Annotated in this window: 23 protein-coding genes, 1 rRNA gene and 2 pseudogenes; 6 read left to right on the top strand and 20 right to left on the bottom strand. The window is 38.5% G+C overall.

The window, feature by feature from the left end; translation table 11 throughout:
* Positions 1-97: 97 nt before the first annotated feature.
* Complete coding sequence (gene can / locus ACXVWP_RS09140; protein ID WP_126471206.1) at positions 98-790, top strand: carbonate dehydratase; 693 nt, start codon at positions 98-100, stop codon at positions 788-790.
* A 54-nt stretch (positions 791-844) separates the two neighbouring features.
* Here can and bioD read toward each other — a convergent pair whose 3' ends face one another.
* The 9 genes from bioD to rlmE all read right to left on the bottom strand — a co-directional run bounded on the left by bioD (position 845) and on the right by rlmE (position 9,674).
* Entirely contained in the window at positions 845-1,579 is a 735-nt protein-coding gene (bioD, locus tag ACXVWP_RS09145; RefSeq protein WP_049355797.1) for a dethiobiotin synthase, read from the bottom strand.
* Positions 1,580-1,680: 101 nt separating this feature from the next.
* On the bottom strand, positions 1,681-1,947 hold the full coding sequence (locus ACXVWP_RS09150; RefSeq protein WP_126471202.1) for a YcgL domain-containing protein: 267 nt from the start codon (positions 1,945-1,947) through the stop codon (positions 1,681-1,683).
* 67 nt (positions 1,948-2,014) lie between these two features.
* Positions 2,015-2,581, bottom strand: a complete 567-nt coding sequence (locus tag ACXVWP_RS09155; protein ID WP_289902319.1) for a histone — start codon at positions 2,579-2,581, stop codon at positions 2,015-2,017.
* A gap of 511 nt (positions 2,582-3,092) precedes the next feature.
* The gene (locus tag ACXVWP_RS09160; RefSeq protein WP_369866789.1) at positions 3,093-3,956 is read right to left on the bottom strand and encodes a hypothetical protein; all 864 of its coding nucleotides are present in this window, start codon (positions 3,954-3,956) and stop codon (positions 3,093-3,095) included.
* Positions 3,957-4,138: 182 nt separating this feature from the next.
* Positions 4,139-4,621 (bottom strand): phosphohistidine phosphatase SixA, encoded by a 483-nt coding sequence (gene sixA / locus ACXVWP_RS09165; RefSeq protein WP_289902321.1) that lies wholly within the window; start codon positions 4,619-4,621, stop codon positions 4,139-4,141.
* Between the two features lie 70 nt (positions 4,622-4,691).
* On the bottom strand, positions 4,692-6,026 hold the full coding sequence (gene glmM, locus ACXVWP_RS09170; RefSeq protein ID WP_289902322.1) for a phosphoglucosamine mutase: 1,335 nt from the start codon (positions 6,024-6,026) through the stop codon (positions 4,692-4,694).
* Between the two features lie 77 nt (positions 6,027-6,103).
* Positions 6,104-6,931, bottom strand: coding sequence for a dihydropteroate synthase (gene folP / locus ACXVWP_RS09175; RefSeq protein WP_289902323.1), 828 nt, complete (start codon positions 6,929-6,931; stop codon positions 6,104-6,106).
* Positions 6,932-7,046: 115 nt separating this feature from the next.
* Entirely contained in the window at positions 7,047-8,945 is a 1,899-nt protein-coding gene (gene ftsH / locus ACXVWP_RS09180; protein WP_289902324.1) for an ATP-dependent zinc metalloprotease FtsH, read from the bottom strand.
* Between the two features lie 96 nt (positions 8,946-9,041).
* The gene (gene rlmE, locus ACXVWP_RS09185; RefSeq protein WP_005697532.1) at positions 9,042-9,674 is read right to left on the bottom strand and encodes a 23S rRNA (uridine(2552)-2'-O)-methyltransferase RlmE; all 633 of its coding nucleotides are present in this window, start codon (positions 9,672-9,674) and stop codon (positions 9,042-9,044) included.
* Positions 9,675-9,837: 163 nt separating this feature from the next.
* Here rlmE and yhbY point away from each other — a divergent pair, with 163 nt between their 5' ends.
* Positions 9,838-10,137: a ribosome assembly RNA-binding protein YhbY gene (yhbY, locus tag ACXVWP_RS09190; RefSeq protein WP_014065444.1), complete on the top strand. Its 300-nt coding sequence runs from the start codon at positions 9,838-9,840 to the stop codon at positions 10,135-10,137.
* Positions 10,138-10,168: 31 nt separating this feature from the next.
* Here the strand turns inward: yhbY and greA are convergent, their stop codons facing one another.
* Positions 10,169-10,645 carry a transcription elongation factor GreA gene (gene greA, locus ACXVWP_RS09195; RefSeq protein WP_049355876.1) on the bottom strand — a complete coding sequence of 159 codons (477 nt, stop codon included), beginning with the start codon at positions 10,643-10,645 and terminating at the stop codon, positions 10,169-10,171.
* A 152-nt stretch (positions 10,646-10,797) separates the two neighbouring features.
* Here greA and dacB point away from each other — a divergent pair, with 152 nt between their 5' ends.
* Positions 10,798-12,237 (top strand): serine-type D-Ala-D-Ala carboxypeptidase, encoded by a 1,440-nt coding sequence (dacB, locus tag ACXVWP_RS09200; RefSeq protein ID WP_128787389.1) that lies wholly within the window; start codon positions 10,798-10,800, stop codon positions 12,235-12,237.
* A 125-nt stretch (positions 12,238-12,362) separates the two neighbouring features.
* On the opposite strand, the gene purF is transcribed toward dacB, so the two are convergent.
* The 3 genes from purF to yfbV form a co-directional block, all read right to left on the bottom strand.
* The gene (purF, locus tag ACXVWP_RS09205; RefSeq protein ID WP_297569728.1) at positions 12,363-13,880 is read right to left on the bottom strand and encodes an amidophosphoribosyltransferase; all 1,518 of its coding nucleotides are present in this window, start codon (positions 13,878-13,880) and stop codon (positions 12,363-12,365) included.
* A 14-nt stretch (positions 13,881-13,894) separates the two neighbouring features.
* Positions 13,895-14,386, bottom strand: coding sequence for a CvpA family protein (locus ACXVWP_RS09210; RefSeq protein ID WP_005696203.1), 492 nt, complete (start codon positions 14,384-14,386; stop codon positions 13,895-13,897).
* Between the two features lie 104 nt (positions 14,387-14,490).
* Positions 14,491-14,937 carry a terminus macrodomain insulation protein YfbV gene (gene yfbV / locus ACXVWP_RS09215; RefSeq protein ID WP_289902326.1) on the bottom strand — a complete coding sequence of 149 codons (447 nt, stop codon included), beginning with the start codon at positions 14,935-14,937 and terminating at the stop codon, positions 14,491-14,493.
* 221 nt (positions 14,938-15,158) lie between these two features.
* On the opposite strand from yfbV, the gene ACXVWP_RS09220 reads away from it, so the two are divergent.
* From ACXVWP_RS09220 to pta, 3 genes and pseudogenes are all read left to right on the top strand, one after another.
* Positions 15,159-16,364, top strand: a complete 1,206-nt coding sequence (locus tag ACXVWP_RS09220) for an acetate kinase (protein WP_128787392.1) — start codon at positions 15,159-15,161, stop codon at positions 16,362-16,364.
* Positions 16,365-16,429: 65 nt separating this feature from the next.
* Positions 16,430-16,756: pseudogene (locus tag ACXVWP_RS09225) on the top strand (AAA family ATPase); the annotation flags it as partial.
* Positions 16,757-16,807: 51 nt separating this feature from the next.
* A complete protein-coding gene (pta, locus tag ACXVWP_RS09230) occupies positions 16,808-17,881 on the top strand; it encodes a phosphate acetyltransferase (protein WP_458473369.1) in 1,074 nt (357 codons plus the stop codon).
* Positions 17,882-17,968: 87 nt separating this feature from the next.
* Here the strand turns inward: pta and rnd are convergent, their stop codons facing one another.
* The 7 genes and pseudogenes from rnd to rrf all read right to left on the bottom strand — a co-directional run.
* Positions 17,969-19,120, bottom strand: coding sequence for a ribonuclease D (gene rnd, locus ACXVWP_RS09235; RefSeq protein ID WP_289902328.1), 1,152 nt, complete (start codon positions 19,118-19,120; stop codon positions 17,969-17,971).
* Between the two features lie 69 nt (positions 19,121-19,189).
* The gene (gene fadD / locus ACXVWP_RS09240; protein ID WP_289902329.1) at positions 19,190-20,878 is read right to left on the bottom strand and encodes a long-chain-fatty-acid--CoA ligase FadD; all 1,689 of its coding nucleotides are present in this window, start codon (positions 20,876-20,878) and stop codon (positions 19,190-19,192) included.
* A gap of 46 nt (positions 20,879-20,924) precedes the next feature.
* Entirely contained in the window at positions 20,925-21,467 is a 543-nt protein-coding gene (locus ACXVWP_RS09245) for a Slp family lipoprotein (protein WP_128787396.1), read from the bottom strand.
* A gap of 20 nt (positions 21,468-21,487) precedes the next feature.
* Positions 21,488-22,198, bottom strand: a complete 711-nt coding sequence (gene tsaB, locus ACXVWP_RS09250; protein WP_297569733.1) for a tRNA (adenosine(37)-N6)-threonylcarbamoyltransferase complex dimerization subunit type 1 TsaB — start codon at positions 22,196-22,198, stop codon at positions 21,488-21,490.
* Positions 22,199-22,200: 2 nt separating this feature from the next.
* A complete protein-coding gene (locus ACXVWP_RS09255) occupies positions 22,201-24,123 on the bottom strand; it encodes an ATP-dependent DNA helicase (protein ID WP_297569734.1) in 1,923 nt (640 codons plus the stop codon).
* A 5-nt stretch (positions 24,124-24,128) separates the two neighbouring features.
* Positions 24,129-24,254, bottom strand: a pseudogene (locus tag ACXVWP_RS09260) (peptide deformylase); the annotation flags it as partial.
* A 123-nt stretch (positions 24,255-24,377) separates the two neighbouring features.
* A 5S ribosomal RNA gene (gene rrf / locus ACXVWP_RS09265) occupies positions 24,378-24,454 on the bottom strand; the annotation flags it as partial.

The following is a 24,454-nucleotide window of genomic DNA, read 5'->3' on the forward strand; positions in this document are numbered from 1 at the left end:
TTAAAGTGCGGTCATTATTTTAGGCGATAATTTATCCCCTATTTCATTTATTGTACTTAAAACAATCTTTCAGTACATCGAATTAAGGAAAGTAAAAATGGACAAAATTAAACAACTCTTTGCCAACAATTACAGTTGGGCGCAAAGAATGAAGGAAGAAAATTCCACTTATTTTAAAGAACTTGCAGACCACCAAACCCCTCACTATCTCTGGATTGGTTGCTCTGATAGCCGCGTTCCAGCCGAAAAATTAACAAATCTTGAACCCGGCGAATTATTTGTTCATCGTAATGTAGCCAATCAAGTTATTCATACCGATTTTAACTGCCTTTCAGTTGTGCAATATGCCGTTGATGTACTCAAAATTGAACATATTATTATTTGCGGCCACACAAATTGTGGTGGTATTAAAGCGGCTATGCAAGATAAAGATCTTGGATTGATCAATAACTGGTTGCTCCATATTCGTGATATTTGGTTCAAGCATGGGCACCTATTGGGTAACCTTTCTGCAGAAAAACGTGCAGACATGCTCACCAAATTAAATGTAGCAGAACAAGTTTATAACCTAGGTCGTACTTCTATCGTAAAAAGTGCTTGGGAACGAGGACAAAAGCTTTCGCTACACGGTTGGGTGTATGACGTAAATGATGGATTCTTAGTGGATCAAGGTGTTATTGCAACCAGTCGAGAAAGCCTTGAAATTTCTTATCGTAATGCCATTGCTCGTTTATCTAGTTTGGCAGAAAATGATATTCTGAAAAAAGAATATTCAGAAAATGAAGAATAAAAACAATGAGGTTAAAATTTAAAAAATTTTAACCTCACTCCACATTTAAAACTGCTATTTAACTAATTCTGTTTGCATGTACATTAAATGATCAATATCCGTTAAATAATGCCCTAACTCCTGAATTTCTGGTTTGTGAATATAAGGAATTTTTCCAAGCAACGGTGCATCAATTTGTGATTCTAGGACACCTATAATTTCTTTATAATGACCTAAGCCTGGATTAATACGATTAGCAACCCAACCTAATAAAGGGACGCCAAGCTGTTTAATCACTCTTGCTGTAAGTAATGCGTGGTTTATACATCCTTCTTTAATTCCAACAACTAATACAACTGGCATTTTATGTGTAACAATCCAATCTGCAAAACTTTTATTTTCAGCCATTGGTGTGAGTAAGCCAAATGAACCTTCAACTACAACAGATTGATATTTTTTGATTAATTTTGTTAACGCCTGATCTATCTTGCTTAATTTAATACGTGATTTATCTTGTGTTAACATAGGTAAAGAATGTAAAAAAGTATAACTATTCACCTCTTGATAAGATACTGGTTCATTTGTTGCATCCATCAAAGCTAACACATCTGAATTATTTTCAGCATCATAATCTGTTTGACTCTCATCAGACTGATTTTCAGTCAGATATATATTTTCCTCACAGCCACAAGCAATCGGCTTATAACCTACAATTCTCACACCTTTTGCTTGTAATGCTTGAATAATGGCACGACAAGCTGTAGTTTTTCCTACATTTGTATCTGTGCCAACCACAAAAAAACTACTCATTTTCACTCTCCTTTTTAAATCGGATTGAATTTTAAAGGCATTTTAAATAAAAAATATTGAGATAGCACAAACTTTAATAATTTTACTAAAAAATAACAATTTTATTTGATCTCACTCAAACTATAAAATAAACCATCATTCTGTTTTGGCATTTGAAGATAAAATCCTTGCTGAGTGATTTTTTCCATTACCTCGCTTTTATCAGCATGAACAAGCAGCTTGCTTCCTTTCAAATTAAATAGCATAAGAAACTGAGGCTTACCAAAACTTTGCATCAATACGTCTGGTACAGCTGAAAAATCATCTCGTTTCGAAATATAGAGATAGCAGCCTGGCTTACGTAAACTTTTATAAATTGCACATAACATTTTATTGCTCCAAAAGAAAAAACCTACCAGATAATCTCTGATAGGTTTTCATTTTACAAAAGTTTAATTATTTAGTCACAGCATCTTTCGTTTCAGCTGCTTTATCTGCTGCTGCATCTTTTGCTTCTACTGCTTTATTTGCCGCTGCATCTTTTACTTTTACAGCTTTATCAGCTACTGCATCTTTTGTTTCAGAAGCTGAATCTTTTGCTGCTTCCATTTTAGCAGACATTGCATCCTTTGCTTCAGCCGTTTTATCTGCTGCCGCATCTTTCATTTTAGAAGCTGAATCTTTTGCCGCTTCCATTTTAGAAGACATCGCATCTTTTGCTTCAGCCATTTTATCTGCTGCTGCATCTTTCATTTTAGAAGCTGAATCTTTTGCCGCTTCCATTTTAGAAGACATCGCATCTTTTGCTTCAGCTGCTTTATCAGCAACCGCATCTTTTACTTCAACAGCTTTATCAGCAACCCCATTTTTTACTTCAACGGCTTTATCTACTACTGCATCTTTAGCTTGTGTTGCCGCATCTTTTGTCGCTTCAACTTTTTGTTGTGCTTCTTCTTTATCGAAACAGCCTGTTACGGCTAAAGATGAACCTAATACTAATGCGGCTAATACTGATTTTTTCATTGTTATTCTCCATTTCATGGTTAAGGATTAATCCAAAGCTACATGCTTTGCGCTGATTAGTCTACACAAAAAAACTCAAAATAGAATATCTTCAAAAAAAATTTACATTTCTAAAGATATAGTTTTTTATAAAAATAACTATAACTCTATGAATTTAAAAAACTTATACACAAGTTCATTATAAAAATTTTATTTTTTGTAAAGATAAAAAATTACTTTTTTGTGTTTTTTTTAAACAGACAGGCTCAGTTAATTTGAATAATCCTTAATCATTGTTTTTACTTTTCAGTTACTTTGTTTACGTCTGCAGATTGATCTTTTGTTTCAGAATCTAGTTTTTACTTCCTCTGCTTTAGAGCATATGGCATCTTTTACTTCAGTCATTTTTCGGCAACATGTTTAACATGCTTAGCTACGACAATGACAGAATCTTAACTTGTACTACCGTGCTTACTATTACATCTTTTACAGCGTAAACTTTAGTAGACACCATATTTTTTGCCTATGAAACCTAATCTTTTACTTTAGCAGCTTTATCTTCTACAGCTTCTTTTACTTCTGATACTTTGTCTTTAGCTTCATCTTTTAGCTCTGTTGCTTTATCAGCCGCGCCATCTTTTGCTTCAAAAACCGCATTCTTTACTTCTGCAACTTTATCTGCAAATGCATCTTTTAATTTAGCGACCTTGTCTAGCACTGTATCTTTTGCTTCAGAAACGTCCTCTTTTGCTTCTGATACTTTGTCTTCAGCTGCATCTTTTAGCTCTGCTACTTTATCTGTCGCTTCATCTTTTGCCTCTGAGACTGCTTTTTTTACTTCTGATGCTCTATCTTCAGCCACATCTTTCACTTCAGTTGCTTTATCTTCAGCCACATCTTTCACTTCAGCAGCTTTATCTTCCACTGCTTCTTTTGCTTCTGATGCTTTGTCTTTAGCTTCATCTTTTAGCTCTGTTGCTTTATCAGCTGCGCCATCTTTTGCTTCAAAAACCGCATTCTTTACTTCTGCAACTTTATCTGCAAATGCATCTTTTAATTTAGCGACCTTGTCTAGCACTGTATCTTTTGCTTCAGAAACGTCCTCTTTTGCTTCTGATACTTTGTCTTCAGCTGCATCTTTTAGCTCTGCTACTTTATCTGTCGCTTCATCCTTTGCCTCTGAAGCTGCTTTTTTTACTTCTGATGCTTTATCTTCAGCCGCATCTTTCACTTCAGCAGCTTTATCTTCCACTGCTTCTTTTGCTTCTGATGCGTTATTTGTCACAGTATCTTTTACATAGTTAGCTGCTGCAACTAATACATCTTTAACTTGTGTCGCAGCATTAACTGTCGTCTCTTTTACTTCAGTTACCGTATCTTCAATTTTATTATTCATAACTACTCTCCTAGCATGATTATAGTGGTTAATATAAAGCTATTCAAATATAGCTCCCCTCCAGTCTATCAAAAAAGAAAAAAGAATACACCCCAAAAACACATCTCTAGTAATTGAATTTTTTGCATTTATTAAAAAGCGAATCAAATAAAACGTATTTACCCTGCTCTCTTTAATCACTTTTAACCATGTTCTTTATAAGAATTGCAGGCTTCAATAATACCTTTTTCACCATTCCAGTCAATTTGAACAATCGTTGAAGGGTAAAAACTGATTGGATTTCGCTTGCCATAAAGCTCCGAAACAATACTGCCCACTAAAGGTAAATGAGAAACAAGCAAAATACTTTTAACACCTTGTTCCTGTAAAACAGATAAATAATCTGCTACTAGCGTCGCATTCCCGTAAGGTGTGATCCCACTCCAAGTTTCAACATCATTAAGAATATTGTCTAACGCTGAATTGACGAGCTCAAAGGTTTCTTGAGTACGAACATAAGGACTGACAATCACTTTCTGAACTGAAAGTGCGGTTGAATTTAGATGTGTTTTAAGCCATTGACCTTGTGATATTGATTGTTTGCGTCCATACTCGGTTAAATGCCGAGCCTCATCTGATGCAGCAATAACTTCAGCTTCCCCATGACGCATAATAAAAATTTTCATGTCTTTACTTTCCTAAAAATAATAAAAGATAAATTTTATAGATCAAAAATGGGGGCAAGCCCCCACTTTATTAATTTGCTTTAACTGCTTCTGCAATTTCTTCTGCACATTGTTTTGCAAGTGTGCCGTCTTCACATTCCACCATTACGCGAATAAGTGGCTCTGTACCTGACTTACGCAGTAAAATTCGACCTTTGCCTTCTAAACGTTTTTCCACATCTGTAGCTACTGCTTTTACCGCTTCACTTTCTAGTGGGTTATCACCACCAGTAAAACGAACATTAATAAGTACTTGAGGGAATAATTTCACCGCACTTGCAAGCTCGTTTAATGATAAACGATGTTGAACCATTGCACTTAAGACTGCTAGAGACGCAATAATACCATCACCTGTCGTATTTTTATCAGCAATAATGATATGGCCTGAGTTTTCTCCACCTAATGTCCAGCCATGCTCTACCATTTTTTCTAATACATAACGGTCACCAACGTTAGCGCGTACGAAAGGCACACCTAACATTTTTAAGGCAATTTCTAGGCTCATATTACTCATTAATGTGCCTACTACTCCACCTTTTAATTGGCCTGAACGTAGTGCTTCGCGAGCAATAATGAAAAGGATTTGGTCGCCATCCACTTTATTACCTAAGTGATCTACCATCATAATACGGTCACCATCACCATCGTAAGCAAGACCGACATCCGCTTTGGTTTCAAGCACTTTTTCCTGTAATGCTTTTACGTCGGTTGCACCGCATTTTTCATTGATATTGATTCCATTTGGATCTGTACCAATTTCAATCACTTCCGCACCCAACTCACGTAATACATTTGGTGCAATGTGATAGGTTGCACCATTTGCGCAATCCACCACGATTTTATAACCATCTAAACCAAGGTGAGCAGGGAAAGTACTTTTACAAAATTCAATATAACGTCCTGCGGCATCACTGATACGGCTTGCTTTACCTAAATCAGCTGACTCCACGCAATCCATTGGCTGATCAAGCATGGCTTCAATTGCTTCTTCAATATCATCTGGTAATTTTGTGCCTTGTGAAGAGAAGAATTTAATCCCGTTATCATAGTAAGGGTTATGAGATGCCGAAATGACAATACCCGCTTCTAAACGGAAAGTACGGGTTAAATACGCCACGGCTGGTGTCGGCATAGGACCAGTAAATGCGGCAGTTAAACCCGCTGCAGCCAAACCTGCCTCAAGTGCAGATTCCAGCATATAACCTGAAATACGAGTATCTTTCCCGATTAATACCGTACGAGAACCTTGGGAAGCTAAAACCTTACCTGCTGCCCAACCTAATTTCAATGCGAAATCAGGTGTGATTGGATATGTACCCACTTTTCCACGGACACCATCAGTACCAAAATATTTACGATTTGCCATATTTATTCCTTAATTAAATTTGAATAATGATGTTACAAAAATCATTTATTCCACAACATATAAAATCTGTTAGTTGCTTACGCTTCTTGTGTAGCTTGCCATACTTTTAAGGCATCAGCTGTTGCAGCCACATCATGCACACGTAAAATAGTCGCACCATTTTGTGCAGCAATTAATGCCCCGGCTACACTTCCTACAACGCGTTCAGTCACGGGCTTATCTAATACAGCACCAATCATCGATTTACGTGAAAGCCCTGCTAAAACAGGATATCCACTTTCACAAAAGTGAGCTAACTGCTGTAAAAGCTTATAATTATGCTGTACAGTCTTACCAAAACCAAAGCCCATATCCCAAATAATATTTTCTTTGGCTATTCCCGCTGCTAAACAAGCTTGAGTTCTATCGTTTAAAAATTGATAAACATCTTGGACTACATCATCATAATGCGGATTAGTCTGCATTGTGCGCGGCTGTCCTTGCATATGCATGATACAAGTCGGTAAATTCAACTGTCCTGCTATTTCGAGTGCGCCAGGTTCACGTAGAGCACGAATATCATTGATTAAATCCATGCCGACCTTAGCTGCTTCTTGCATCACAATTGCTTTAGAGGTATCCACTGAAATCCAACAATCAAAACGTTTTTGCACGGCTTCAACAAGAGGTATCACTCGTTGCAACTCTTCAGTTTCAGGCACTTCTTCTGCCATTGATCGAGTTGATTCCCCGCCAATATCAATAATTGTTGCACCTTCTTTGAGCATTTTTTCAACTTGAAATAATGCTTTGTCTAGACTAAAAAACTGTCCGCTATCTGAAAATGAATCGGGCGTGAAATTCAAAATTCCCATAATTTGAGGGAATGATAAATCTAGACATTTGTTATTAGCGTAAAGTTTCATAAAGTGCGGTCAATTTTTAAATCAAATTTTAAAGGCTAGATTATAACGGAATATAGTGATTAATAGAATGACATTATAAATAAAAAAAGCCTTCCTAATTAGGAAGGCTTTATTCTTACTCTTCAGAATCTTCTGAATGATTAACCGCACTTTCAGTTGCGTCTTCTTGCGGCTTAGCTTTCGGGCTCGTATCTTTGTTATCTTCCCAACCAGATGGTGGTGTAACAGGTTCACGATTCATTAGCTGTTTAATTTGTTCTTCTTCAATGGTTTCATATTTCACTAACGCATCTTTCATGGCGTGAAGAATATCCATATTGTCGATCAGAATCTGTCTTGCTCTCGCATAGTTACGATTTACAATCGCACGAACTTCTTCATCAATCGCATGCGCCGTTTCATCTGACATATGTTTTGCTTTCGCCATTGAGCGACCTAAGAATACTTCGCCTTCATCTTCGGTATAAAGAATCGGACCGAGTTTATCTGAGAAGCCCCATTGGGTCACCATATTACGTGCAATATTGGTTGCCACTTTAATATCGTTAGATGCACCAGTCGAAATATTTTCTTCACCGTAAATCAAATCTTCTGCTAAACGTCCTGCATAAAGTGTTGAAAGTTTACTTTCTAATTGTTTTTGGCTGATACTAATTTGATCACCTTCAGGCAAGAAGAAAGTCACACCTAATGCGCGGCCACGAGGAATAATCGTGACTTTATGTACAGGATCATGCTCAGGTACTAAGTAACCCACAATGGCATGACCTGCTTCATGGTACGCTGTCGATTCTTTTTGTTTATCCGTCATGATCATGGTACGGCGTTCAGGTCCCATATTGATCTTATCTTTTGCTTTTTCAAACTCAAGCATCGATACAGTACGTTTATTGCTACGCGCAGCAAATAATGCCGCTTCATTAACCAAGTTCGCTAAATCCGCACCTGAATAACCTGGTGTACCACGAGCAAGTGTCATCGCATCTACATCATCAGCAACAGGCACTTTACGCATGTGTACTTTTAAAATTTGCTCACGACCTTTCACATCCGGTAAACCCACAACAACTTGACGGTCAAAACGGCCTGGACGAGTTAATGCTGGGTCAAGTACATCTGGACGGTTCGTTGCGGCAATAACGATTACGCCTTCGTTACCACCGAAACCATCCATTTCAACTAACATCTGGTTAAGGGTTTGTTCACGCTCATCGTGTCCACCACCTAAACCAGCACCACGTTGGCGACCTACCGCATCGATTTCATCAATAAAGATTAAGCAGGGTGCATTTTTCTTTGCTTGCTCGAACATATCACGTACACGAGAAGCACCAACCCCCACAAACATCTCCACAAAGTCAGAACCTGAAATCGTAAAGAAAGGTACTTTTGCTTCACCCGCAATAGCCTTAGCTAATAAAGTTTTACCTGTACCAGGAGGGCCAACCATCAATATACCTTTTGGAATTTTACCGCCAAGGTTTTGGAATTTTTTCGGTTCACGCAAGAAATCGACCACTTCACCCACTTCTTCTTTTGCTTCATCACAACCTGCAACATCTGCAAAAGTGACTTTGATTTGGTCTTGGTTCAGCATTTTAGCTCGGCTTTTACCAAAGCTCATGGCTTTGCCGCCACCACCTTGCATTTGGCGCATGAAGAAAATCCATACCCCAACAAGGAATAGCATCGGAAACCACGAAATCAAAATTTGTGATAGTAAACTACGTTTTTCAAAAGGCGTACCTTCAATTTTGACTTTTTTATTTAATAAGTCATCTAAGAGTTTTTTATCTTCCAATGGTGGCATGACGGTCATATATTTAGATCCGTCATTTTTAGTCACAGTAATTTCATTCGCATCAAAACGCGCTTCTTTCACTTGACTGTTACTCACGTCATACACAAAGGTTGTGTAATCTGCTGAGTCACTCACACCATTAGAATTAAAACTTTGGTAAGCCGTCATCATAACAATTGCTACCACAACCCATAGAACTAGATTTTTGACCATATCGTTCAAGGTTTAACCTGCCTTTCTTAAGTTAATTAAAATTAAACGAGATACTATCTCATCCCCGACATAATGAAAAGCTATCAAAGCAATTATCTATTCGCCTTTATAACCACTTGCTACAATATAAACTTCGCGAGAACGCCCACGAGAGGCCTCCGGCTTACGCACTTTTACGACACTAAAGAGTGAACGAATTTCGCGCAGATACTCGTCAAAACCTTCTCCTTGAAATACTTTGACTACAAAACTGCCTTTTTTTGCTAAAACTTGCTTACACATATCCAAAGCCAGTTCTACCAAATACATTGCGCGTGGAATATCAACTGATGGCATACCACTAAAATTCGGTGCCATATCAGACATCACCACATCAACTTTAGCTTCTCCAACACGTTCTAATAATGCATTTAGCACATTTTCATCACGGAAATCGCCTTGCAAGAAATCCACGCCGACAATTGGGTTCATATCCAAAATATCACAAGCAATCACTCGGCCCTTTCCACCGATTTGGCTCACAACATACTGTGACCAACCACCTGGTGCAGCACCGAGATCCACCACGGTCATTCCTGGTTTAAATAATTTGTCCGTTTGTTGAATTTCATCTAACTTAAAATAAGCACGAGAACGTAATTTTTGCTTATGTGCTTTCTGAACAAACGGATCTTTAAAATGTTCGTTTAGCCAACGAGAAGAACTCGCCGAACGTTTTTTCTTTCCCATAATCTCTATCTTTTGTACTATTTTTTGTAGTAGTTTCGTCTATATTTGGGTACAATCTGCCAAATTCAAGACTAGACTTACCAAAAAGTGCTGAAAAACCACGTTTTTTCTGACCGCTCTTTTCGGTCTTTTTATGACTCATATTTATTTAAAGGATTCCCTTATGACAATCTTATCAACAAAACAAAAACAATTTTTAAAAGGGCTCGCTCATCACCTTAGCCCTGTCGTCATGCTTGGCGGTAATGGCTTAACTGAAGGTGTATTGGCCGAAATCGATAATGCGTTAAATCATCACGAATTAATCAAAGTCAAAATTGCTGGTGCAGATCGCGAAACTAAACAGTTAATCATTGATGCAATTGTACGTGAAACACAATCATCTAATGTTCAAACAATCGGGCATATTTTGGTGCTCTATCGACCAAGCGAAGAAGGTAAAATCCAGCTGCCTCGTAAATAATTGTTATCCCCTCAATTTGAGGGGATGTTTTTTAGATGTAATTAACTTCAATAATTTCGAACTCAACCGTTCCACCTGGTGTGGTAATATTTACGGTATCATCCAACTCTTTACCCACCAAGCCTCGAGCAATCGGTGAATTCACAGAAATTAAACCTGATTTAATATCAGCCTCATCATCACCCACAATTTGGTAAGTGACTTCTTCATCAGTATCCGTATTCATTAATACCACTGTCGCACCAAAAATCACTTTACCATTATTAGGCAATTTAGTGACATCAATAACCTGACAATTTGCAAGTTTGCCTTCAATTTCTTGAATGCGTCCCTCACAAAAACCTTGTTGCTCACGTGCTGCATGATATTCTGCATTTTCTTTTAAGTCACCATGCTCACGAGCCTCAGCAATCGCCTTAATAATTTCAGGACGACGCTCATTTTTTAAGAAATCTAATTCTTCGCGTAATAGATCTGCACCACGTACAGTCATTGGAATTTGCTTCATTCTTTTTCCTTGAAATTTGGTCAAAACAAAACCACGACAATGTTTTACAACTTTGCCGCAGTCAATGAAAAATAAAAAATGATTTACTCTATTGAATTCGAGGCTTATTATTATTCTTCTTGAGAAAAATAGCAACCAAAACAGAACTAAAAATGACTAAAAAATCTTCTATTTCGACCGCACTTAAGGCCGCATTTGTCACATTCGGATTTTCTTTTTCTTCTATGGCTAAAGTTGATGTGGCCTCTATCACCCACTATTTACCAGAAGGCGCATCTGCCAGTATTATTGCTAAAAACCTCAATAACGATCAAATTATCGCAGATTACAATGGTTCAGCGTTTATGTTACCTGCTAGCACACAAAAAATCTTTACCGCTGTAGCAGCTAAATTAGTATTGGGCGATGCCTTTCAATTTGAAACATCACTTTTAAGTAACGGAAAGATTCAGAATAATGTTTTAGAAGGCGATCTTGTTGTGCAATTTACTGGCGATCCTGATCTGACCAGTGGACAACTTTATAGCCTATTAGCAAATTTAAAAAACCAAGGCATTCAGAAAATTAATGGTGATCTTATTTTAGATACCTCTGTATTTTCGAGCCATGATCGTGGGTTAGGTTGGATTTGGAACGATCTCACCATGTGCTTTAACTCCCCTCCTGCTGCAGCAAATATCGATAATAACTGTTTTTATGCCGAGTTAGATGCAAATCAACCTGTAGGTGAAACCGTCAAAATTAACGTTCCTGCTCAATTTCCTATTCAAGTTTTCGGACAAGTTTATATTGTGGATCAGCAAGAGGCTGGTTATTGCCAGTTAGACGTCGTTGTTCACGACAATAATCGCTACCAAGTAAAAGGCTGTATTGCACGTCAAGCAAAACCTTTTGGGCTTAGTTTTGCAGTACAAGATCCGGATGCCTACGCCGCTGCCATTATTCAACGTCAATTAAAACGTCTTGGTATTGAATTTACAGGTAAAGTGAAACAGCCTCAAAAACCACAGCAAAGGCAAAAACTTGCACAACATTTATCTAAACCACTGCCTGAGTTATTGAAAAAAATGATGAAAAAATCAGATAACCAGATTGCCGATGCTTTATTTAGAGCGGTAGCCTACAACTACTATAAACGCCCGGCTTCATTCCAATTAGGTACATTGGCGGTGAAATCCGTATTACAAAAACAAGGTATTAAATTTGGTAACAGCATTTTAGCCGATGGTTCGGGGCTTTCTCGTCATAATTTAGTTGCACCAAAAACTATGCTTTCTGTTTTGGAGTACATCGCTAAAAATGAAGATACACTGCATTTAATGGAAACCTTCCCGATTGCAGGTGTAGATGGAACCATCAGTGGACGCGGTGGCTTAATTAGTCCACCATTGGTTAAAAATGTCATTGCGAAAACAGGCTCATTAAAAGGCGTATATAACCTTGCTGGTTTTATGACCAATGCGCGAGGTGAAAAAGTGGCTTTCGTTCAATTTATTAATGGTTACTCCACTGGCGATTTAGAAAGTAAAACGAAACGTGCTCCACTTGTACAATTTGAAAGTACACTTTATAACGATTTTTATAAAGACTAAAACACATTAAAAAATGACCGCACTTCAAATATACCAAGTGCGGTCATTTTTTTCTTCGTTTTAAATTAAAAAGAAAAAGCACCAAACTCTTCATCGAATTTGGCGCTTTATACTTTTAGATTGTTTTATCCTTCATTATGGATTTCGAGATTACTTGCATCTTTTTCCCGTTTTTTCTTTGCTGAATCATTACGTTGAGAAGCGATGCTATCAAGGTATTCTGGTGTGATATCACCAGTGATATATTCACCAGTAAAGACTGAACAATCAAAGCCTTGAATGGTTGGGTTTTCTTGGCGTACTGATTCTGTCAGCGCTTCAAGATCTTGGAAAACTAATTTATCTACACCAATCAATTTCGCAATTTCATCAACATTACGGCCATAGGCAATGAGTTCTCGTTTTGTTGGCATATCAATGCCGTACACATTCGGATAACGAATTTCTGGCGCGGCTGATGCAAAGTAAATTTTCTTCGCACCCGCAGCACGAGCCATAGATACGATTTGCTCTGATGTTGTACCACGAACAATAGAATCATCGACTAATAACACATTTTTATCTTTAAATTCTGCTTTAATCGTATTGAGCTTGCGACGGACTGAACTAATACGTTGTGCTTGTCCAGGCATAATAAACGTACGGCCAACATAGCGGTTTTTCACAAAACCTTGACGGTAAGGTTTGCCTAAGATTTTCGCAATCTGTAACGCAATGTCTGTTGAAGTTTCTGGTACTGGAATAACAACATCAATGTTATCAGCTTCCTCAACCCATTCTTTTGCAATTTTTTTACCTAAATGTTCGCCCATGTGAACACGTGCGGCATAGACAGACACTCCGTCTATTGTTGAATCAGGACGAGCAAAGTACACATATTCAAAAATACACGGATTTAAGACCGCACTTTCTGCACACTGCTCAGCATAAAGCTGGCCATCAAAGGTCACATAAATCGCTTCACCAGGCGCAACATCACGTACAAATTCAAAACCGGCTACATCTAACGCCACGCTTTCAGAGGCAAACATATATTCTACTGCACCATTTTCTTCACGCTGACCTAGTACTAATGGACGAATACCAAAAGGATCGCGAAATGCCACCATACCATGTCCAATAATCATGGCTAAGCATGCGTAAGCACCACGAATATCTTTGTGTGTCGCACGAATTGCATTAAAAATATCTTGCGGATCGAGATGGTATTTATTCACTCTATCCAAATGATTCGCAAGAATATTGAGAAGAAGTTCTGAATCCGAATTGGTATTTATATGACGACGCGCTTCTTTAAATAATTTATCTTTTAATTCGGTTGAGTTGGTTAAGTTACCATTGTGAACAAGGCTTAAACCATAAGGTGAGTTAACATAGAAAGGCTGAGCTTCAGATACGCTTGAACTGCCGGCGGTTGGATAACGTACATGTCCTAGGCCTGCATGACCTTGTAAACGTAACATATGCTCTTGTCTGAACACATCGCTTACAAGACCATTAGCCTTACGCAAACGGAAGCGGTTTTCATCATCGATTGTGACAATCCCCGCCGCATCTTGACCTCGATGCTGTAATAACGTTAATGCTGCATAAATGGATTCATTAACCGGATTTTGGCTAACGATACCGACAATTCCACACATACTGATTGACTACCTTATTGTTTAAAAGTTGAGTTTAAAAAACTAGAACTTGCTTGTAGTTGTTGGAAGAACCATTCAATAATGAAGCCGAAATGAGGAATTAATTTTGATTCTTTCCACCAATCGGTTTGTTCAAAGTTAGTGAAGGTATCCAAGAAGAATAAGATCGCAGCAACGATTAACGCCCCACGAATTAAGCCAAATGCCGCACCGAGAACACGATCTGTTCCGGTTAGTCCTGTTTTATCCACTAATTGGCTAATCACATAATTAACAATGCCGCCTACAATTAGGGTTAAAACAAATAAAATGCCGATTGCCGTGCCGTTACGCACGTAGTCAGATTCAATTTGAGTAAGATAGGTGGCGAGATAAGGATAAAATTGGCTAGCGACAATAAATGCAACGACCCAGCTTGCAAGGGACATCACCTCTCGCACAAATCCACGTAATAAACTCACGATAATCGAAAATGCGATGATGCCAATGATAATGTAATCAATCATTAAATAGTCTCTCAATTAAAAAGGGTCGCCATTGCGACCGCAGTATTTTACATAAAAAAACACAAAAGGAAAACGTTTGCGTCAATTAAATTTGAAGCAATTAGCTAGATTTCTTGCCAAAATGCTTTATCCAATTTTTGCTGTGCCTTTCGTAATACTTCTGCCAAGTGCTGATATGTCGGTCTATCTTGCACAATTGGCAAACTTTCATGTTGTTTTCTCAAACGTTCGCTAATCTCATAAAACCACTGAGAACTTTGAGGTTCTAAGGGTGATTTTGCTCGTTTCCCCAACCAATATAAACCTTGAAATGGAATCGCTAATGCACAAAGTGCAGTCAAAATAGCAAGCGAAAATGCAGTAAGATCTGCTTTGGCATAAAGTTGCTGCCAGAGCACCGAAAATACGGCCATAAAAGGCATAAATCTCTGAGCAAATTTCGTAGCCTTAATAATGCGATTTTCCGGAAAAATAATGCCGAGTTTCGCCTCTAATGGCCACGTTTGCAAATAAATTTGCCCTTGTTTTAAGGTTGAAAAAAATGATGACATGAAAACATCCTTGAAAATAACCGCGCTTATAATACTCTAGTTTAAGTTTAATTGTCATCCCTGACTAGAAATTGTTGAAATTTTCACCTTTTTTAAGAAAAGATTGTATTTTTACACTTGTGTTATTTTATTTTATTCGCCAAAAGGTGTATTCTATACCATGTTTGTAATCCTTTCTTGTGAATGGATTTTTATTAACTTCAATAAAAAACAGGGTTCCTATGTCAAAACTTGTTCTCATCCTTAACTGTGGTAGTTCTTCATTAAAATTTGCAATCCTCGATCCTGCGACAGGTGAAGAAAAATTATCAGGCTTAGCCGAAGCATTTTATCTTCCTGAAGCTCGTATAAAATGGAAACTTAACGGTGAAAAAGGTAGTGCTGATTTAGGTGCTGGTGCTGCGCACACTGAAGCACTTAACTTCATCGCATCAAACATTATGACTGATGAGCTTAAAAACTCTATCACCTCTATTGGCCATCGTATCGTTCACGGTGGTGAGAAATACACCCAATCTGTTGTCGTAACAGATGAAGTAGTTAAAGGTATTGAAGATGCTGCACAATTTGCACCACTTCACAACCCGGCTCACTTAATCGGTATCCGTGAAGCATTCAAAACATTCCCACACTTAAAAGATAAGAACGTTGTCGTATTTGATACCGCATTCCACCAAACTATGCCTGAAGAAGCATTCTTGTATGCGCTTCCATACTCACTTTACAAAGAACATGGCGTACGTCGCTATGGTGCGCACGGTACCAGCCACTACTTCGTTTCTCGTGAAGTGGCTGAATACGTAGGCAAACCGGCAGATCAAGTAAACGCAATTATCTGCCACTTGGGTAACGGTGGTTCTGTTTCTGTAGTTCGTAACGGTAAATGTATCGATACTTCTATGGGTTTAACTCCATTAGAAGGTTTAGTGATGGGTACACGTTGTGGTGACATCGATCCTGCGATCGTTTTCTATCTATACAAAAACTTAGGCATGTCAATGGAGCAAATCGAAGAGACCTTAGTGAAAAAATCAGGTCTTTTAGGTTTAACTGAAGTAACGAGCGACTGTCGTTATGCAGAAGATAACTACGACAACGCATCTAAACCAGAAGCAAAACGTGCATTAAACGTTTACAGCTACCGTTTAGCAAAATACATCGGTGCATACATGGCTGTTTTAGGTGATGATCACTTAGATGCGATCGCATTTACGGGTGGTATCGGTGAAAACTCAGCTCATGTTCGTGAACTAGCATTAGGCCACTTAAAATTATTTGGTATCAAATTAGACCAAGAACGTAATCTTGCTGCTCGCTTTGGCAAATCAGGCGTAATTACCGCTGATGACTCTGCATTCAAAGCGATCGTTCTTCCAACTAACGAAGAATTAGTCATTGCACAAGATACAGCACGTTTAGCGGGCTAATCAATTTTCTTCAGACCTGCTGAGAGATCAGCAGGTTTTTTTCATTCATTAAAAGGTATATCAAAATGACTAAAGCAGTTATTCTTATTCCAACTAGTGCAGAAGCAAATTTAGCTGCAGCATTAGACGTGGCCAAAACAACAGGCGCCGTCGTATTCAATGCAGTAGAAGATGTAAAAGCCGCTCAAGCATTAATCGCAAATAACCAAAAAGACGTGTTATTAGAAAAAATCGTGGCTGATTTCCAAGCATTAAATGCAAATTTAGTGGTTGTTAAAGGTGTTCAACCTTCAGCTCAAGCGCCTTTTGCAAATAGCCTAAACTTCGCGATTGCACAAACTTTAGATGCTCAAATTATCTTAGTGGCAAACAATGAAGAAGGCACATTAGTCGAAGCCGTTGCTTCAGAATTTGGCGGTGTGAACAACGCTGAAATCTTAGGGGTGTTTGGTGCACAAGCAGGCAAAATTAAAACCTTAGATGCACAAGCATTAGCGAATGCAATCTCTGCACCACTTGCTCGCGAAGCTCGTATTTCTCCAGCTGCATTCCGTTTTAAATTAACTGATTTAGCACGCAAAGCAGGTAAAACCATCGTATTACCAGAAGGTGATGAACCTCGTACTGTTAAAGCGGCAGCAATCTGTGCTGAACGTGGTATCGCAAAATCGGTATTATTAGCGGATCCTGAATCCGTGAAAAAAGTTGCGACAGAACAAGGCGTAACTTTAGGTGCTGATGTAACGATCATCAATCCAGCTGATGTACGCGAAAACTACGTTGCTCGTTTGGTTGAATTACGTAAATCTAAAGGTTTAACGGAAGAACAAGCGCGTGCACAATTAGAAGACACCGTTGTATTAGGTACGATGATGTTAGAAGCGGGCGAAGTAGATGGTTTAGTCTCAGGTGCCGTTCACACCACGGCAAATACCATTCGTCCACCGATGCAAATCATCAAAACAGCACCAGGTAGCTCAATTATCTCGTCTGTGTTCTTCATGTTATTACCAGACCAAGTATTAGTGTATGGTGACTGTGCAGTAAACCCAGAGCCAACCGCTGAACAACTGGCTGAAATCGCAATTCAATCTGCTGAATCGGCAAAAGCATTTGGTTTAAATCCGAAAGTCGCAATGCTTTCTTACTCAACCGGTACTTCTGGTTCAGGCCAATCTGTAGAGAAAGTGAAAGAAGCAACGCGTATTGCACAAGAAAAACGTCCTGATTTATTAATCGACGGTCCATTACAATACGATGCCGCGGTAATGAAAGATGTGGCTGCTTCTAAAGCGCCAAACTCTAAAGTGGCAGGTCAAGCAAACGTATTTGTATTCCCTGATATCAATGCTGGTAACATCGGCTATAAAGCGGTTCAACGTTCTGCTGATTTGGTAGCTGTAGGCCCAATGCTTCAAGGTATGCGTAAACCGGTTAATGACTTATCTCGTGGTGCATTAGTGGATGATATCATCTACACCATCGCATTAACCGCGATCCAAGCAACACAAGCTTAATTAAAGCCTTTGTTGTAAAACACTAAAGAAAATAACCGCACTTTTGATAATTCAAAGTGCGGTTATTTTTAGGATTGTTTTTAGTGACTACTCTACAGATTTTAAGTATTCAACCAGCTTCAAGCCAATTTCTCTTCGCCATCCTAAAAGTAAATCGGGCTGTTTGGTCATATCTTCATTTTTTAACCAGACCCATTTAATGAGATCTTCTAAATTTCGTTTACTTGCCAGAATATCAAGGGTTAATCCTTTTGGTGTCAGTTCATAAGCTTTTTCTTGTAACAATCGAATTGCCTTTTTATAACGAGGATCATCCACAATACGCACTAAACGTTTAGGATAATCATAAGGGGAAATTCGACGGCTTTGTGCTAATAATTGAAGCATTTTTTTGCCACGTACACGAACTTCATTTTCAGATAATCCAAGCGCTAGCATTTCTGATGTATTGCGAGGATTGTTTTTTGCTACTTTCCAAAGGTTATCCGATTTCACCACATAAGAAAGGGCTAAATTTCGTGCCATTGCCGTTTCTTGTCGCCATTTGGCCAATAGCTGTAAACGCGCTAATTCGAGCGGATTCAATTTCCAAACATTCGGAATATCCAAATAAGCTTTGTCTGGATCGCGATCATCTAATTTACCGGTTTTTGCGATCGCAAGCTGGCAATCATCAATTACCGCTTGAAGCCAAGGAGATTGCGCTAATTCTATTTGCATTTTTTGATAGACCGGCAAGAGATACCATACATCCCCTGCAGCATATTGTAGCTGTACGGGTGAAAGTGGGCGTTTTAGCCAGTTTGTACGTGTTGCCCCTTTATCCATTTCAACGCCCAAATAATGCAACACAAGTTTAGCCAGGCCCGCTGAATTAGCAAAACCTAGAAAACGTGCCATAATTTGCGTATCCATCATAGGTTGTGGAAGTGCATCAAACTCTTGCAAGAAAACCAATAAATCTTCATTACAAGCATGCAAAATTTTTGTCACCTGCTGATCGCGTAATAATTCTACAAAAGGTGAAAAATCAGTAATAGATAAAGGATCGATCAATGAAACTCGATCACCATCATAAAGTTGAATTAATCCTAATTTAGGATAATAGGTCGATACCCGCATAAATTCGGTATCTAAAGCGACCGCACTTTGCTGACGCGCTAACTGACAAACCTGAGCAAGCTCTTCATTATTTTGAATTAATGTAAAGTGCGGTTGATTTTGGCATTCTTTTATCATTGTAATAGGATTTATTTTCAAATAGAGGTAAAGACTAAACAGGGATATGAACACATATCCCTGATTAAATTAATGTTGTGAGCGTTTTGCTATTTCTTCATCACGCAGTACGCGTCGTAAAATTTTGCCTACATTACTTTTTGGCAATTCATCCCGAAACTCAATATCTTTCGGGACTTTATAACCCGTCAGATGTTGTCGGCAATGCTGGCGCAATTCATCACGCGTGAGGCTATCATCTTTCTTCACAACAAAAATTTTGATGGTTTCTCCCGACACTTCATGTGGTACACCAATAGCAACCACTTCACCAACTTTATAATTTAGCATCACCACATCTTCGATTTCATTTGGATAAACATTAAAGCCTGAAACTAAGATCATATCTTTTTTGCGGTCAACAATACGGAGGCTATAGCTCTCGTCCATAATGACGATATCACCCGTTGCCATCCAACCATCTTGAAGCACTTCAGCAGTCGCTTCAGGACGCTGCCAATAACCACGCATGACTTGTTCACCTTTAACCCAAAGCTCTCCAGCTTCACCAAGTTGTGCTTCCGAGCCATCATCTTTGATAATTTTAATATCGGTATTTGGCACTGGTACACCGATTGTACCATTGTGTTTCACCACATTAATCGGACAAGCGGCAATTAGCGGTGAACATTCTGTCATGCCATAACCCTCAATGATGTTACAGCCAGTTAAACCATGCCAACGCGTTGCGACTGATTGTTGGATCGCCATACCGCCACCAACAGAAAGTTTTAATCGTGAAAAATCTACTTCTTTGAAATTTTCATTATTAAGTAGCGCATTAAACAAGGTATTCACCCCAGTAATCGCTTCAAAACGGTATTTTTTGAGCTCTTTAACAAAACCATCAATATCACGTGGGTTAGTAATTAAGAGCGCGGTAACGCCAAGCTCTAAGAAGAGTAAACAGTTTACCGTTAAGGCAAAAACATGATAAAGCGGTAAAGCCAGTACAGCAATGCGTTGCTTCGCATGATCGCCAATAAATGGCTCTGCAATCCACTTCGCTTGGAAAATATTGGTAATAATATTGCCATGTGTCAGCATTGCGCCTTTAGCAACACCCGTTGTACCGCCTGTATACTGTAAGAAAGCTAAATTTTCACGATCCACTTGTGGACGAACATATTGGCGATATTTACCAATACTTAACACTTCACGGAAAGTCACTGCATTCGGTAATTTATATTTTGGCACTAACTTTTTGACGTATTTCACGACAAAATTGACCAAATTACGCTTACCAAAAGAAAGCTGATCACCCATTCTTGTCAAAATTACATGTTTTACTTTAGTGTTAAACACGATTTTTTCCAAGGTTGAAGCGAAGTTTGAAACAACAACAATCGCCGTTGCACCGCTGTCTTGTAACTGATGTTCTAATTCACGTGGGGTGTAAAGTGGATTCACGTTTACGACAACTAGGCCCGCACGTAAGATACCGAAAAGCGCAATAGGATATTGCAATAAATTCGGCATCATGAGAGCAACACGATCGCCACGTTTTAATTTCAATTCATTTTGTAGATATGCAGCAAATGCACGGCTTCGCTCTTCTAATTTGCGAAAAGTCAGCACTTGTCCCATATTGATATAAGCAGGACGGTCTGGATGCTCACGAATTGCTTTATCTAAAATATCGAGAATCGAATCATATTTTGAGGTATCCAGCGTGGTGGGTGAACCTTCTGGATAATTTTGAAACCAAACTGTTTCCATTTTTTATCCTTATTCTTTGGAAAATTTTCTTAATTTTATCATTTAGTTAGTAGAGATAATAGCGAATTTCAGGCTCGCCATACCAATAATATGGTCGTCGACCAAAAAAGCCCCAATCATCCCACATATCATCTGGATAATAATAGCTTTGAGAAAGCTTCCAGACACGATAATGATTGGTTTGAATTACAGGGTAAGTGTAGCTTGCCTGATCAACCTTACCTTGTTCTGTTTTCAGTAAGGTGCCGCCAATTGTAATAAATTGGTCTTTTAAACTTTCAGGCTCCACAAAACCATCAAGATAAGTAATAAAACGTCCATTAGGTTGTTCATCAATCATGGGCTTTGCAGAGATTGAGTAAACTGGATAGCTTAATACTTCAATTTTAGTTTTATTCGGCAAGGCGTGTGCTGTTAATACTTTTCCGCCTAAACGAATTGATTTGCACTGACAACTATAATCACTCTGTTGAATTGAAGATAATGATTTTAAAGTAAACTGCTCTTTTTCCAGTCCTTTCGGTGCATTAACACATCCCACTAATGTGGTCGAAAGTGCGGTCAAAACTAAGACCGTTTTTTTATTCATCTTCAACTCCTTTTTGAAAATTATTCACGCCCAGGTAATTTTTTCCAAGTTACTTCATTACGCAAATAAACTGGTTCAATTTCTAAAGCGGATATGATTTTATTCTGAGCATAATCTGTTAAAGCAAGCTCAAGCATATATTGTGCAGAAGGTAAAATAATATCACTCCCTTCTAAATCACTGTCTTTAAATTGAGGATACGCTGCCCAACCTGTTCCGACTCGATAGGCGGTTAAATCTGAAAGCTGTTCAAGCACTTTTTCAGGTTCGCAAACTTGTTCTTCTATGACTGGATTCCATTGGAAAAACTCACCTAATTCTGACCGCACTTTTTCTCGTTTTACTTGAGAAAAATAAACTTCATTCATTCTCGCATCAATGGCAACTACCACATTTTCAGCTTGATGTAATTCAAATGCAGCCTGAGCCATTACTGTTAAATTTGATACCGCAATAACAGGTAAATCAGCACCCAATGCAAGCCCTTGAGCAATCCCTGCACCGACACGGACACCAGTAAAACTACCAGGACCACGTCCAAATGCTAACGCATCGACTTGCTTCAAATTGATACCTGAATTAGCGAGCAACTCATCAACCATTGGAAGAATACGTTTTGTGTGTGTACGTTGTGCTAATTCATCTAAATGTGTTTTTTCGCCTTTATGCCAAAGTGCAACTGAACAGGCTTCTGTTGAAGTATCAAGTGCTAATAAGGTGATATTTTTCATTATTAATCCATTTTCTCATTTTGTAAGAATTGTACCACTTTGTTGAGATCTCGGGTACGGGTTGAATTAGGTAAACTTTTTAGAAAGGTTTCGCCGTAATTTCGCATAACAAGACGATTATCACAAATAATTACCGCACCACGATCTGTCACATCTCGAATTAGGCGTCCTACACCTTGTTTCAGCGTAATAACCGCTTCAGGGATCTGTATATCATTAAATGGATCACCACCTTGTAATCGGCAATCTTCAATGCGCGCTTTTAGTAAAGGTTCATCTGGTGCAGTAAAAGGCAATTTATCAATAATGACTAATGATAGCGCATCACCACGGACATCCACACCTTCCCAAAAGCTCGAGGTTGCAACTAGCACGCTGTGGGTTTCATGAATAAATTGTTCGAGTAATTTGGCTTTAGGCATTTCACCTTGTAATAAGATAGAAAGCTCACTATTTTCTCTAAAATACTCTGCCAAGCCTCTCATCATTAAATAAGAAGTACAAAGCACAAAGCATCGTCCTTTATTCGCTTCAATGATAGGCAATAACATTTCACCAAGAGATTGTAACGTATTATTTTGATTTGTTGCTGGTAAATAGCGTGGCACGCAAAGTAGCGATTGATTAGGATAATCAAAAGGACTGTGAAGAATTTTTTGTTCTGCTTGCTCAATACCAAGTCGCTGACAGAAATGATTAAAAGTGCCACCGACTTCAAGCGTGGCGGAGGTGAAAATCCAAGCTGCTTCTTTATTATTTAGCTGTTCGCCAAATTTATCTGCAACAGTAAGTGGCGTAATATGCAAACCAAATTGTCTCCCCATACTTTCGTACCAATAACAATAGCCAACAATGGCCGTATCACAAAGACGAATTAATTGATTCTTGATACTTTCAGTGCGTTCAAAAATACTATCCAAAGTCTGAGAGCGACCTAATGCAATCTTGATCACTTCAGAAAGAAACTCAATTTTTTCTTGTAATAATTCAACCGATTTTTTAACCGCACTTTGCTTAAATAGCTCACGCCAATTTCCTCGCTGATTTCCTTCCCCAAGAAGAAGGCGAAAATCCTGAATAACTTTAAGCAATGTATCTGCAGTAGTGCCAAGCTGCGGCATATCTTTCAATTCTGTTCGATAAACAATATTGATATCTTTACATAAATCAAATAGCTGGCGAGAAGTTAATGATTGACTAAAATACTGGCTTGCAATATCGGGAAGTTGATGTGCTTCGTCAAAGATGATGACTTCTGCATTGGGAATAAGCTCACCAAAGCCACTTTCTTTTACCGCCATATCAGCAAAGAAAAGATGATGATTTACTACGACAAGATCCGCATTTAGCGCTTTTTTACGAGCTTGTGCAACATAGCATTCAGCGTAGTTAGGACAATCTGTTCCTAAACAACTTTCTGCCGTACTCGTCAATTGAGGCAAAATTGGGCTATCTTCAGCCAATTCAATACATTCAGTCAAATCACCTGTTTTCGTCGCATTATTCCATTTTCTTACTTTACTTAAATCGGCTAAAACAGATTTATCCCCAAGCACACCTTGAGCGATAACCTGATCCAGTCGTTCCAAACATAAGTAATTAGATCGCCCTTTCAATAATGCAATTTTTCCAGAATAATTTAAGGCTTTTTTTATGGCAGGTAGATCTCTTGAAAAGAGTTGATCTTGTAGATTTTTAGAGCCGGTTGAAATAATCGTTTTCTTTCCTGCAATAAGTGCTGGTGCTAAATAAGCAAAAGTCTTTCCAGTACCCGTTCCAGCTTCTACAACAAGCGGTTGCTTATTTTGAATAGCATATCCTACAGATTGAGCCATTTCGAGCTGTTCTGCTCGAGGCTTAAATCCTTTGATATTCTTACTCAATTCACCATCACTGGAAAAAATCTTACTTATCTGTTTTTTCATGATGCTTGTTGGTACATCGTATCAAACATATCATCTACAATTTTACGAATGTCATCATTGACTTCTGCAACTGGCTCACAAACAATCTTAAGGTGATCATCTGGATAAATTAATACATTAAGTGCGGTCATATTTTCTCTTGTTTTATAAAAATTAGAGCGATGATTGTATCATAGAATCAACGCTTTGCTAAAATATTGAAAACTCCATAAGCAAAAACCCCAAGCCATTCAGCTCGGGGTTCTATATTCAGTACCTGGCGGTGTCCTACTCTCACATGGGGAAGCCCCACACTACCATCGGCGCATCGGCGTTTCACTTCTGAGTTCGG

It is taken from the genome of Haemophilus sp. SZY H56, from assembly GCF_054332415.1.